This is a genomic window from Salipiger bermudensis (assembly GCF_019801965.1).
Taxonomy (GTDB): Bacteria; Pseudomonadota; Alphaproteobacteria; order Rhodobacterales; family Rhodobacteraceae; genus Salipiger; species Salipiger bermudensis_A.
Map to the genome: position 1 here is coordinate 1 of NZ_JAHVIA010000010.1, position 12,724 is coordinate 12,724.

Below are 12,724 nucleotides of genomic sequence, written 5' to 3' on the forward strand. Positions count from 1 at the left end.
ACGCCGACCACTCCGACCCTCACCGGTGCGAGAGCACCATCTGAAGTCCATGCCATATAGAAGGACATACGCATGAATTTTACCAAGAACCAGCAGCGCGTCATCGCGCAGATCGGCGAAACCATGACCAACGGCGCGGCCCAGGATGCCGCGCTGGAGGCGCTTGCCAAGAAGTTCGACAAGGTGCTCGCCGAGCTCGACGAGCAGCCTGACCTCCTCGACCGGTTCTTCGCCTGCATCGAGTTCCACGCAACCAGGAACGCGGCCAAGCTCATCGCCCAGCACAGCCTGCGCCGCGATGAGGTCGGCGCGCTCGTGGAGCAGATGCAGGCGCAGGCCGCCAACGAGCAAGCGGCCCGAAAGGCCGAGCGCGAGGCCAACCGCACCAAGGAGGACAAGCCGGCGGAGTGACCTCCGCAACTTCGGTGAGATGAGAGAAAGGCGCGGGACCTGGCCCGCGCCTTTTTTGTGTTCTGGGGCTGCATCAGGCGATGCGTGCGAAGTCTGGCGCCGAAGGCGCCAGCTTAAGAGCATGGCTCGCGAGCAAGCGCTGGTTCCTGGGCACACGAATGACTGGGATGTGCAAGTAATCGACGGAGCTCCGCTGCACTCATCCCCCCCGAGAAAAGTCTCGTTTCAGTAGGAGCGCAGCGACGCGCCCCTCCGAGCTCAGACTTGCGCTTGCAGGCAAAAACTTTTCCGTGACTGCATCCGGCTGGTCTTTGCACATGACTCGTTGGAACTTTGGACATGAACAACTTGGCAAGCCGAGGGTTGCCACAGAATTGCGAACTTCGGCGGTGGGTCGGAGGAGGCCATAGCATCAGGTCATGTCCCGCGAACCGGCCAGACTGAATTGATGCCTCCTCCAAGTCTTGGACCCTGTTGACGCTAAACCTATTCCTCCTGAATAGACGCCAAGTAGTAGACGAGAGAAAGGATGCGACCTCGCGCTACCATGTCGGCAGTCTCGCCGCGCTGGCTGGTTGCCGACGCTTGGAAGCGCTCACCCCAGAGAGGCATCTCGCCTCCGTGTGCGCGAACATCCCGACCGTCAATAAGTTTCAAAGTATTGTAGAATGGGAAATCTCCCCCTCCACTCCTCTTGGTAATCAGGGTCAGGCTGGGCGTTTCGATCCCGAGCAGGCCTGCTAAAGGGCCATCACCTTTGCCTGTTTCGCCGTGGCAGCCGGCACACGAAGCTGTAAACTCCTGATGCCCGGCCTCAACATCCGCATCCTGGGCCAAAACGTGCATCGGCGCGGCAACGAGAAAGGCGCAAAACGTCGTGTAAAATCCCTTCATTGTCAGAGCTCCTCCTCCAGCTCTAAAAAGTATTTGCAGCGGCATCTTGAACTGAGACCACTGACTTAAAGCCTACATGGCATGGTCGGGACGCTGCTTGACCTTGATCAAGGTCAGAACTCGGATGCGACGGCTCGGGCTGCTCTACGCCGTTCATGGCCAGCCAGCTTGAGCGGCAGCGGTGGGATTAAAGCGGACTTGCGGCGGCGGGGCGCCAAGATAACCCTTACGGCGAGGTGTGCCGTGGCTCCCCTCCCCAGAGCCGACCTGGCTGCTAGGCGCAGCAGATGCCCGGACCCAGCCCGAGAGCGGCCATCCTACTGTGCGCGCGGTAGAAATTATCGTTTCCGGGAAGCCACCGCTCAGTTCACGGAGTAGCAGAATTTTCTCATCCTGCATCCGACTGGTCGAATGAAAGCTATTCGCACTCACCTTGCCAGGCTCAAACGTCATGATAGGTACATCCAAGGCAGAGTTGCCGGGAGATATGCAGCAAAGTGAGACTTGAATTGACCCTCCCTGCGAGCCTCCGTGGCCAGACCGTGATGCTGGATACGCTGGAGGCCGTGGATGGAAGCACAGATACCAAGAATATGTTGCGTCCGATTCTGCAGATCATAGAGCGAGCGCTCTCTTCCGGCATCCAGCAGGAGTTCTTCGCCAACTTTGAGCTCTATGCCGCTGAAGCGAACTTGCCTCGGCAGGGGCTGGGTGACCTCACCATTGCGCTTGATATCCCGGAGCGCGACCTTGAAGCCGCCCGCGAAGATCTTCTCGACATCGCTGTCGCGGGATCCGACCGGATCTGGCAAACCACGGCGGACGGCCGCGCCGCCGCGATCTTCGAGGTGATCTGCGACATACTCGACGAGGGGCTCGCTCCAGTCGAGCAGCAGGCACTGCTCGACGCCAACCTAGCAGACTTGGCAACCTGATTTCGCCTGCATGCAGTGGCTTTGTCTTCTGTGAACCATTCTGGAGCCGGGCAGTCGAGGCGCCAGGTGTCAGCGGCTGGCGACCGGGCGCGCCAGGCGCAGCATGGTAGGCTTTGCGGCGCGATCGGAGCGCGGGCGCATGTTGGCTTTTGCCGCAGGCGCATGGACGTAGGCCATCCTGATAGCCAACGCTGATCGCTTCACAGCTGCTGTGCTTTCGATCATCCTTGGAGAGCGCGATGCCCATCGCTCACTTTCAGGCGAACGTCACAAGGATTTCAAGGCAATGTCGGCACCCGACAGTCAGGCGAACAGGGAACACCGGACGGTGAAATTGCGCCGCGCCCTGACGACGCCCTTGCTCACGCTCTATGGGCTTGGCGTCACGGTCGGTGCGGGCATCTATGTCCTCGTGGGAAGCACGGTGGCCGAGGCTGGGGCCTATGCCCCGGTTTCTTTCGTCATTGCCGCCACCGTTGTCGCCTTCACCGCCTTCTCCTACGCGGAACTGACGACGCGATACCCGGTCAGTGCCGGTGAGGCAGCGTACATTGAAGCTGGTTTTCGCTCCGGTTCACTGGCGACTCTCGTCGGGCTGGCGGTAGCCTTGTCAGGTATGGTCTCGGCTGCGGCCGTCGCGATCGGAGCAGCATCCTACCTGCAGGCGGTCATCGCGGCACCTCTTTGGGTGCTGACAGTCGCGGTGGTGGCGGTGATGGGGGCCATAGCCCTTTGGGGCATCACGCAGTCGGTTTTGGTGGCCGCAATCATCACCCTGGTTGAAGTCGGCGGACTGATCTTTGTGACTGTTTGGGGTTTTGGTATTTCCGAGCCGACCGGCTTCGATTTCGGAGACATGCTCCCGCCTCTCGTTGGGCAGCACTGGACGGGGATCGGCGCGGCTTCGCTATTGGCGTTCTTCGCTTTTGTCGGCTTCGAGGACATGGCGAACGTTGCGGAAGAGGTCAAAGATCCGGGATCGACCATGCCCAAGGCCATTGTTCTGACGTTGGCCATAGCGACTCTTCTGTATCTCGCGACGACCGCCGCCGTGATTGTGGCCGTGCCGCTTGGCGAAGTGGCCTCTTCCTCTGCTCCGCTCTCACTGGTCTTTGAAGGTGCCCCTTTGGCGGTACGACAGGGGTTCTCCATCATCGCCATTGTAGCAACGATAAACGGTGTCTTGATCCAGATGATCATGGCTTCTCGGGTCCTTTATGGACTGGCCGATCAAGGGCACTTGCTTCCAGCCATGGCGATCGTCGGCTCGCGAACACAAACACCGGTTGTAGCAACGCTTCTTGTGATGGGCGTGGTCGCATTTCTGGCCTTGGCACTGCCAATTGATGAACTGGCCGAACGCACGTCACAGATCGCTCTCCTAATCTTTGTCTTGGTGAACGTTGCCCTGATCAGGCTGAAATGCCGGGGCGATGGCGGGCCTGACCACTTCTCAGTACCCTTGATCGTCCCCGTCATGGGAGCGTTGACAAGCTTGCTTCTGCTCGGAACCGCTTGGCTTTAGAGACGAGGCAGACATCCGCGCAAGCCGCAGTAGCGAGCGAAGTGACCCAAAGGATCAGCCATTTACTGGACCGGGGCCGTTCGACCGCTCACAGCCCTTCCGCGACCTTCGTGCACGATGCAGCATGACGCCATGAGCCGACACGAAGGGCGGATTGCGGACCTTCGCCGCGTTAGTCATCCGAGCGGTAGCAAAGGTGGAAGCCGACATTCAGAGCGGGCCAAGATCAAGGGTTGTGCTGCATCGGCGCCTGACGGAACCGAGCCCGAAGCAGACCTTGCTGGAGTGCCCTGTCCCGGACCTCGAAAGACCCAGTCTTGCAGGGCTGTCACACAGGTGCATAAGAGGCTCGCCAGTCTTGTTGCGATATTCCGGGGCATCGATGCCTGCGACCCTTGGCCACTCCGCTTAGCTGTGCCCCACCACACGCGGCTCCTCACTCGCGCGGGCGAGGAGAGCGTCGCGGTCTATGATCCTGATCTTCCCATACAAGGTGTCCACGATACCGTCCGCGCGCAGGTCTTTTAGGGCGCGTTGAAGGGTCGCGTCGGAAACCCCCATGAGCCGGGCCAAGAGCGCTTGAGAGACGGGCAGTTGGCCAAGCGCGTCGGTCCGGCCTGCATCCATCATGCGGAGGATTTGGCGGGCGACGAGAATGGGGCCCCCGCATGACAGCGCCTCGGCAAGAAACTCTTGCAGGAAAGCGCGAAGTTCGTGCTCGTAGGCGAGGATGTCGCGATAGCGCCTTGGGTTGGCCTCAAGGAAAGCGATGAAGTCGCGCCGGGAAATGCAACAGATTGTCGAGGTGCGGAGCACGCGCGCCGAAGAGATCGCCCGTGTCCGATCGACCAGCGACGACAGCCCGTGCCAATGTCCGGGTCCGCAGACCGGGAAGGCCGCGTCCGGAAGGCTGTCCACGGGCAGAAGGATGTCGATCCGCCCGTCGACCAGCCCAAAAGCGCGCTCCATCGGGTCGCCGACCCGGTAAAGGTAGCGACCCTCATGCACGGTGCGCAGGCTGCCGAGAGCGAGGAACGCCTCCTGAAACTCAGAGGTGCGCGCGGCAAGCCAGCCTCGGGAAAGCAGCGCGTCGCGGCCCCTATCATCGAGCTGTGCGAAACACGATCTCATTGCGCCTCCTCCTGCGCGACCCTTCCAGAACAAAGTCGGGAACAATCATGGAGGGCGACTATCTCACGGCATCTCCGCCAGCCCGATGACATAGATCAAGACTCCCGCATGTGAGGGAGTCTCGCGGCGAGCCAAGGGCTAAGCTTGAAGTCCACGAGTGGAGGGAGGCACGCGGTTGTCACCTTCCACGGCAGCAGGGAGGAGCACAGCCATGACCACCAGACGCGCATTCATCAAATCGGTTCCCGCAGTTGGCGCGGCATTCGCCGTCGCCGGGCATGTTGTTCTCGACGACAGTCCCGCGCTTGCACAGTCAGCAGCACCGCTCGAGGGCCACTTCCATCCCAAGGGCAAGGCGCCCTCCGATCACACTCTGAAGGTTTTGGCTGAGGCACGCCAAAGCCTGCCCTTCAGCGACACGCGCGATTTTGACGAGCAGAAGAAGGGTCTGATCGCCGAGATGCCCCAGAAGCAGATCATGGCCGATGCGGGACATGTTGCCTGGGACAAGGCGCGCTTCGATTTTCTGAACGAGGACACCGAGTGGGACAGCATCCACCCCTCGATGCTGCGGCAGGCCCGGCTGAACCAGGACTATGGGCTCTACGAAGTGCTTGAGGGGCAAATCTATCAAGTCCGGGGGTTCGACCTGTCGCAGATTTCCTTTGTCCGCGGAGAGAGAGGCTGGATTTGCTTCGATCCCCTGATCACAGCCGAGGTCGCCCGCGCGGCCTGGGACTTCTTTCAGGAGCATCGGGGCGAGGGTCTTCCTCTAACCACGGTAATCTACTCGCACAGCCATACCGACCATTGGGGCGGCGTGCGCGGGATCGTCGACGAGGCGGACGTGCGATCCGGCAAGGTGGAGATTATCGCGCCGCGTGACTTCATGGACTACACGATCTCCGAGAACGTCTATGCCGGCAATGCCATGAACCGGCGGTTGTCGTTCCAATACGGGCAGGTGCTGCCCGTCGCACCGCACGGCTTCGTGACGCAGGGCCTCGGTCAGGGCGTCTCGGCTGGTGAGGTCGGGCTGATCGCGCCGACCCGGATCGTCGAGGAGGACATCGAGTATATCGATGTCGATGGAGTGAAGATGGTGTTCCAGAACACGCCGGGCACCGAGGCTCCGTCGGAGATGAACACCTACATTCCCGAGATGAAGGCGTTGTGGATGGCGGAAAACGTCGTCTCCTCGCTGCACAACATCTACACGCTGCGCGGCGCGCCGGTGCGCGATCCGCTGCGTTGGTCAAGATACATCGCCCGGGCGCTCTACCTCTTCGGCACCGAGGCAGAGGTGATGTTCGCCTCGCATCATTGGCCACGCTGGGGGAACGACCGTGTCCAGGAGGTGCTGCGGGCACAACGCGACCTCTATGCTCATATGAACAATCAGGTGCTGCATCTGGCGAACCAAGGGGTAACGATCAACCAGATTCACGAGGTTTACGAACCCTCCGAGGGGCTCAAGCAGCAGTGGCACTGCCGCGGCTATCACGGCTCACCACAGCACAACTCACGTGGTGTGGTGCAGCGATATCTCGGCTTCTGGGACTGCAACCCGGCAACCCTTATCCCGCACACGCCCTCTGACGCTGCACCTCTTTACGTCGAGATGATGGGCGGAGCCGAACGCATCCTCGAAAAGGGGCGGGAGTTGCATGATGCTGGGGACTATCGGCTTGCGTCGGAAATCCTCGACAAGCTGGTGCATGCGGAACCTGAGAATCTGGACGCCAAGGACCTGCTCGCCGATGTCTTCGAACAGCTCGGCTACCAGCAGGAGAACCCAGGCCTCCGCAACAGCTTTCTCGCAGGCGCTTATGAGTTGCGCTCCGGTATTCCCGAAGGGGAACGCGCCAGCACCTCAGGCCCCGACGTTATCCGGGCGATGACGACCGAGATGTTCCTGAACTTCCTCGGCATCCGCATGGACAGCCGTAAGGCCGAGGGTATGCGCTTCACCATCAACATCATCACGCCTGACAACGGGGAGAAGTTCATCGTCGAACTGGAGAACGCCACGCTGACCAACATCGAGGGCTTCTTGAGTGATCACCCCGACCTGACGCTGATCATCAATCGCAGCGATCTGGAGCGGACGATGATCGGAGAGGTGACCCTCGAGGATCAGATCGGCGATGGCACGGCGACCATTGAGGGCGATGCCAGCCTGCTGGCCAAGCTTGGTGCGACCATGGTAGATTTCGATCCGTTGTTCGAAGTCCTGCCGGGCACTAAGGGAGCTGGGGCGGAAATCGCTCACGCGGATTCCTACGAAGCCGTTCCAGGCGCCCCGATCCCCGAGTGATTAGCGTCCTGCGGCCCAGGCCCGATGTCAGGGGTCTGAGCCGCACTCCGGAGTGTCCCCTTTGTCCGCACTGCCGACATCGGATCGTCAGAAATGCTGCGCAGAGGCTCGAACGGCCGCTTCCATGAAGCCGCAGTGCAGCGCTGCCGGTCGCCATCGATGACAGCAAAGGGCCGGTCGCGTCGTTCGGTGATGATGAGGCCACGCGGATCTACAAGGCAGCTACCTGCGCATAGTTGCCCTTGCATGGTACCACAGCATCGGCGGCACCACGCCCTTCGTGCCGGGCCACACGTCATGCTGCGCGCTGCATGACTGTCGCAGGAGAGCTGCTCTCTGTCGTTCGCTTTACGCGACTGGAAGGTCCAGTTAGCGTATGCCATCTGGCTCAGCCCCCGCGTCGATGAGAATGCACAGTCTCGCGCGTGATCGACGCTATGAGCTGCCAAATCAACGTCGGGCAGTGTCCTTGGCGCAAAGCGCCGGAAAAGTAGATTCTCTTGGATTTCGACTACTTCGGCGGGCGAGAAGCGCGCATCCGGCATTTCGCTAAATACAGTGCAATCAACAGCCGGTTAAGGGGCGCTGCCCCCGCCGCGGCTTTGCCGCGACTCCCCCGAGGTATTTTTGAACCAGAGAAGACAGGGGCGCGGCGTCAGAGGCCGAGCCTGGTGCGGATCTCCTGCGGGGTCAGGCCTTCGCTGCGGTAGAGCGCGATGGCGCGGGCATCGTCGCGCTTGGCGAGGCGTTTGCCGGTCTCGTCGCGGATCAGGCGGTGATGGTGGTAGCGCGGGGTCGGCAGGGCGAGCAGGCGCTGCAGCAAGGCGTGGATGCGGGTGGCCTCGAAGAGGTCGCGGCCACGGATCACCTCGGTGACGCACTGCGCCGCGTCGTCGATGACCACCGCGAGGTGGTAGGCGGCGCCCATCTCCCGGCGGGCGAGGACGACGTCGCCGATGGTCGCGGTCATCTCCTGCGCAGCGGTCTCGATCAGGCCGGTCTGACCCTCAGGGCCGGCGCCGGTTTCCTCGAAGCGCAGCGGCATGGGCAGGGAGGCGCAGGCGCGCGCCATGTCCAGCCGCAGCGTCGTGTCCTTCGGGCGCGGGCCGGTGGGCGGCGCGGCGGGGCGGCAGGTGCCGGGGTAGACCAGCCCGTCGGGGCCGGTGAGCGGTGCGCCTTCCTGCGGCGCCGAGAGCGCCTCGCGGATGTCGCGCCGGGTGCAGCTGCAGGGGTAGAGCAGGCCCATCTCCCAGAGCCGGTCGAGCGCGGCGTCATAGGCGTCGAGATGCTCCGACTCGCGCCGGCAGGGTTCGGGCCAGTCGAGGCCGAGCCAATGCAGGTCGTCCTTGAGCTGCGCCTCCCAGGCGGGCCGGGAACGGCTGCGGTCGAGATCGTCGATGCGCAGCAGGAAGGTTCCGCCTGCCGCCTTGGCCATGTCGTGATTGAGCAGCGCCGAATAGGCGTGGCCGAGATGCAGCGGGCCGGTGGGCGAGGGGGCGAAGCGGGTGATCATGGCGCGCGACCCTAGGCGGAGCCCCGCCCAGCGGCAAGCGCCTGCGACATCTTGGCCGGCGCCGGGACCTTTACGATTGCGCGCGGGGCGGGGCCTTATAGGGGGGGATGACTCTCCCGATACATTTTTGAGTTGTCCTGTCTTTCATGATGGAGAGTTGAATGAAGAGATTTGTCTTCTGTCTTGCCGCGCTCTGCGCCGGCACGTCTGCCCAGGCGCTCGAATTGACCAGCCCTGATATCGGCGATGGCGCGCCCATCGACGAGCGCTTCGTTTTCGATGGCTGGGGCTGCCCCGGCCAGAACGTCTCGCCGGAGCTGGCCTGGTCCGGTGCGCCAGAGGGCACCGCGGCCTATGCGCTGATGGTGCATGATCCGGACGCGCCGACCGGGGGCGCCGGTTTCTGGCACTGGATCGTGCTCGATCTGCCCGGCGATGCGGCCGGGCTCGCGCAGAATGCCAGCGCCAGCGGCATGCCCGAGGGGGTGACGGTCATCGCCAATGATTTCGGTGCAGAGAGCTGGGGCGGCCCGTGCCCGCCGGAGGGCGATGGCGCGCACCGCTACAATGTCACGCTCTACGCGCTGCCGGAGGCGCTCGGGCCGATGGAGGGGGCCTCGAAGGCGGTGATCGGCTTCACGGTCAATGCCAAGGCGCTCGACAGCGCGGTGCTGAACGGAACCTACGGGCGCTGAGGCGCATGAGGAAAAGGGCGGCCTCTCGGGCCGCCCTCGTTCTCCGGGGGTCTCAGTCTTCGTCGCGCCAGGCGCGCTCGATGCGGCGGGTGCGGCGCTCCTCGCCGGACTGGTAGATCAGGATCCAGGCCAGCAGGATGAACATCGGATGGGTCAGCCCGCCGGAGAAGATGATCGCCGGCACCCAGACGAGAAACACCACGATCGCCAGAATCGGCCGCCCGGTGAACAGGATCGACAGCGGCGGCAGCAGCAGCGCGAGGACGTAATTCATGCGGGCACCTCCTGTGCGGCGAGCCACGCGGTCCACTCGGACTTGGCGCGGTCGGTATAGGCCTTGTAGCGGTCCTTGCGGCCGCGGCGCCCGCCCTTGAGCCCGTCGACCGGGCGGAACAGGCCGAAATTGACGTTCATCGGCTGGAAGGTCTTGGCCTCGGCGCCGCCGGTGATGTGGTGGATCAGCGCGCCGTGGGCGGTGTCCTGCGGGATCTCGGGCAGCGTGTGGCCGAGGATCTCGGCGGCGGCCATGCGGCCCGCGGCGAGGCCCATGGCGGAAGATTCCACATAGCCCTCGACGCCGGTGATCTGGCCGGCAAAGCGGATGTTGGGCTTCGAGCGCAGCCGCATCTGGCGGTCGAGCAGGGTGGGCGAGTTGAGGAAGGTGTTGCGGTGGATGCCGCCGAGCCGTGCGAACTTGGCGTTCTCGAGGCCGGGGATCATCCGGAACACCTCGGTCTGGGCGCCGTACTTCATCTTGGTCTGGAAGCCGACGATGTTGTAGAGCGTGCCGAGCGCGTTGTCGCGGCGCAGCTGCACCACGGCATAGGCCTTTTCCTCCGGCTTGTGGCTGTTGGTCAGGCCGATGGGCTTCATCGGGCCGTGGCGCAGGGTCTCGCGGCCGCGCTCGGCCATCACCTCGATCGGCAGGCAGCCGTCGAAATAGCCCGCGGTCTCGCCCTCGTGGAAGGCGGTCTTGTCGGCGGCGAGCAGCGCGTCGATGAAGGCCTCGTATTGCGGCTTGGTCATCGGGCAGTTGATGTAGGCCTTGCGCTCTTCCTCGGTCTCGCCCTTGTCGTAGCGCGATTGCAGCCAGGCCACGTCCATGTCGATGCTGTCGAAATAGACGATGGGGGCAATGGCGTCGAAGAAGGCCAGGGCGTCGGCGCCGGTCTCGCGGGCAATGGCGTCGCCCAGCGCGGCGGAGGTCAGCGGGCCGGTGGCGAAGATCCACTGGCCGTCCTCGGGCAGCTCGGTGATTTCCTCGTCGGAGACCGAGACCCTGGGATGATCGCGAAGCGCCTGCGTCACGCCGGCGGAAAAGGCATCGCGGTCGACCGCGAGCGCGCCGCCCGCGGGCAGGCGGTGGGTGTAGGCCTGGCGCATCACCAGCCCGCCGGCCTGCAGCATCTCCCAGTGCAGGAGGCCGACGGCGTTCTGCTCGTGGTCGTCCGAGCGGAACGAGTTGGAGCAGACCATCTCGGCGAGGTCACCGGTGCGATGGGCGAAGGTTTCGACCTTGGGGCGCATTTCGTGGATCACCACGTCAATGCCCGCCTCCGCGGCCTGCCAGGCGGCTTCCGATCCGGCCATGCCGCCGCCGACGATGTGCAATCTCTGTGTCATGCAGGGGCAGATAGGGGATCGGAGGGGCGGTGTTAAGAGGGAAGATGCGCTGTTTGCCGCGTCAGCCCTGACCGCGAGGGCCTTCTGCTCGTGGCATGGGGCAGGGGCACCGCCCGGCTGTCGTCTGCACGGCGCGTCCCTGCGCGGCGTCCCATGATGGGAGATGCAGCGGCTCCGTGGTCAGCCTTCCACGTTGTTAGGCTGCCGGGGTCCGAGCGGGCGTTTGTGCTTCGCACGGCGCATGGTCGTTTTCGCTCCAACGCCGTCGATTATGCCCGGCGCAGCAGGCCCATCGAAGTGCGACGCCGAGGGCGGCTTCCTGAGCTTCGCGACGATGGCATTGCGACCATCCAGAAGCGATGCAAGCCGACGCTTGGGAGAGACCATAAGCGCCACGCTGTCTTCGCCGCAGCTTTGCACCGAGGCAGCCGCGCCTTCGCTGCGGGATCACCCCATGCGTGGCGGCCGGTCGATCTCCGCACGGTTTGCAATGGCGAATTTCGGCGGGCTCGCTCAGCTCCAAGCGAGCGCGCTCCGGAGCCGGCTGGATGAAAGACCCGTGGCAGGTCGGATCGAGAACACCCCTCAGCCATCAGCGCATCATCGGCCACCAGCCTGCCGAGGTCCTCGCAACGCGCGGAGTGCAGGCCGGGACGGTGTCGCGCGCCTCGCGCGAGGCCATGCAGCGAAGCATGTTCCCGAAGCCCCTCGCGAAGGAGCCGCAGGACGCCAGTCGGGCGCAAACCAGTCACAGGCCCTCGGCGGGACAAAGCCGCTGAAGCGACGTCGAACGCCGGAGATGGGGCCGTTGCAGTAGTTTCGGGCCTGAAGGGTGCCGCTCTCATAACTGATTGATCGAGAAGGGATTTCATAAAATTTCAGAACTTTTCAACGCCGTTCTCAGGACTCGCCATCTGGATCGGAGCAGGCTGTCCGGATTGATTTTGGAGGTTGTTATGGAACTCTTGATAGACGCATTGCTTGAATGGATAAGCGCCGAGACCGGGCGTGACATCGCCGGGCTCACGAGGCCAACGGTGGTCGAAATGTCGCCGGAAGAACTGACCGGCGAGTATTACGCCGACTATCCCTACCTTGCGCCCGAAGACGGGCGAGACGAACGGCTGCAGGCGCTCTATGCCTCGACCGACGGTGCCAGCGGAACGATCTACATTCTCGCGGCCGAGACGGTCGAGGATGCCGAGCATTTCGACGCGCCGCACGAGAACCCGGTCTGGCGCGAGATCCTGCTCCACGAACTCGTCCACCACATCCAGTGGCAGAGCGGCGAAGCAGACAACTGGCAATGCCAGAGCTTCGGCGAGCGCGAGGCCTACATGCTCGGCGGGCGCTACCTCGACCGCACGCGCACCCGTGATCCGCTGCCCAACCGGCGGTTCTGGGCCCATGTCTACGCGCGTTGCTGAGGGGAGGCGATCATGATCGAACTGGTTTTCGTCGCCTGCCTGATGGTGGATACGCAGCATTGCGAGCAGCGCAGCCTGCTGTTTCAGGACATCGGGATCATGACCTGCATGATGCAGGGCCAGGCGCAGCTCGCCCAGTGGTCGAACGGACATCCGAATTGGCAGATCCAGAGCTGGAAATGCCGTCCTCATGATCGCTCGATCGCCGAGATCTGAAGAATTTGGAGATTTGTTGAACGAATCCGGCCCTCGG

General features: G+C 63.3%; 12 protein-coding genes. 7 read left to right on the plus strand and 5 right to left on the minus strand.

Annotation, left to right across the window (positions count from 1 at the left end):
- Window positions 1-72 precede the first annotated feature (72 nt).
- Complete coding sequence (locus tag KUV62_RS19930; RefSeq protein ID WP_222605503.1) at window positions 73-411, plus strand: hypothetical protein; 339 nt, start codon at window positions 73-75, stop codon at window positions 409-411.
- A 486-nt stretch (window positions 412-897) separates the two neighbouring features.
- On the opposite strand, the gene KUV62_RS19935 is transcribed toward KUV62_RS19930, so the two are convergent.
- Window positions 898-1,305, minus strand: coding sequence for a c-type cytochrome (locus tag KUV62_RS19935; protein ID WP_222605504.1), 408 nt, complete (start codon window positions 1,303-1,305; stop codon window positions 898-900).
- 545 nt (window positions 1,306-1,850) lie between these two features.
- Between KUV62_RS19935 and KUV62_RS19940 the strand changes: the two genes are divergently transcribed.
- Window positions 1,851-2,240: a hypothetical protein gene (locus tag KUV62_RS19940; protein WP_222605505.1), complete on the plus strand. Its 390-nt coding sequence runs from the start codon at window positions 1,851-1,853 to the stop codon at window positions 2,238-2,240.
- Between the two features lie 211 nt (window positions 2,241-2,451).
- Window positions 2,452-3,765, plus strand: coding sequence for an APC family permease (locus KUV62_RS19945; RefSeq protein ID WP_222605506.1), 1,314 nt, complete (start codon window positions 2,452-2,454; stop codon window positions 3,763-3,765).
- A gap of 408 nt (window positions 3,766-4,173) precedes the next feature.
- Here KUV62_RS19945 and KUV62_RS19950 read toward each other — a convergent pair whose 3' ends face one another.
- Window positions 4,174-4,896 carry a Crp/Fnr family transcriptional regulator gene (locus KUV62_RS19950; protein ID WP_222605507.1) on the minus strand — a complete coding sequence of 241 codons (723 nt, stop codon included), beginning with the start codon at window positions 4,894-4,896 and terminating at the stop codon, window positions 4,174-4,176.
- Window positions 4,897-5,107: 211 nt separating this feature from the next.
- On the opposite strand from KUV62_RS19950, the gene KUV62_RS19955 reads away from it, so the two are divergent.
- Entirely contained in the window at window positions 5,108-7,213 is a 2,106-nt protein-coding gene (locus KUV62_RS19955; RefSeq protein ID WP_222605508.1) for an alkyl/aryl-sulfatase, read from the plus strand.
- A 655-nt stretch (window positions 7,214-7,868) separates the two neighbouring features.
- On the opposite strand, the gene gluQRS is transcribed toward KUV62_RS19955, so the two are convergent.
- Window positions 7,869-8,726: a tRNA glutamyl-Q(34) synthetase GluQRS gene (gene gluQRS, locus KUV62_RS19960; RefSeq protein ID WP_222605509.1), complete on the minus strand. Its 858-nt coding sequence runs from the start codon at window positions 8,724-8,726 to the stop codon at window positions 7,869-7,871.
- 161 nt (window positions 8,727-8,887) lie between these two features.
- On the opposite strand from gluQRS, the gene KUV62_RS19965 reads away from it, so the two are divergent.
- A complete protein-coding gene (locus tag KUV62_RS19965) occupies window positions 8,888-9,421 on the plus strand; it encodes a YbhB/YbcL family Raf kinase inhibitor-like protein (protein WP_222605510.1) in 534 nt (177 codons plus the stop codon).
- Between the two features lie 52 nt (window positions 9,422-9,473).
- Here KUV62_RS19965 and KUV62_RS19970 read toward each other — a convergent pair whose 3' ends face one another.
- Together KUV62_RS19970 and trmFO are read right to left on the minus strand one after the other, a co-directional pair.
- A complete protein-coding gene (locus KUV62_RS19970) occupies window positions 9,474-9,695 on the minus strand; it encodes a hypothetical protein (protein ID WP_222605511.1) in 222 nt (73 codons plus the stop codon).
- Window positions 9,692-11,044: a methylenetetrahydrofolate--tRNA-(uracil(54)-C(5))-methyltransferase (FADH(2)-oxidizing) TrmFO gene (gene trmFO / locus KUV62_RS19975; protein ID WP_222605512.1), complete on the minus strand. Its 1,353-nt coding sequence runs from the start codon at window positions 11,042-11,044 to the stop codon at window positions 9,692-9,694. The genes KUV62_RS19970 and trmFO overlap by 4 nt, the downstream gene beginning before the upstream one ends.
- Before the next feature lie 956 nt (window positions 11,045-12,000).
- Between trmFO and KUV62_RS19980 the strand changes: the two genes are divergently transcribed.
- The gene (locus KUV62_RS19980; protein ID WP_222605513.1) at window positions 12,001-12,471 is read left to right on the plus strand and encodes a hypothetical protein; all 471 of its coding nucleotides are present in this window, start codon (window positions 12,001-12,003) and stop codon (window positions 12,469-12,471) included.
- A 12-nt stretch (window positions 12,472-12,483) separates the two neighbouring features.
- On the plus strand, window positions 12,484-12,687 hold the full coding sequence (locus KUV62_RS19985) for a hypothetical protein (RefSeq protein WP_222605514.1): 204 nt from the start codon (window positions 12,484-12,486) through the stop codon (window positions 12,685-12,687).
- Window positions 12,688-12,724: the final 37 nt, after the last annotated feature.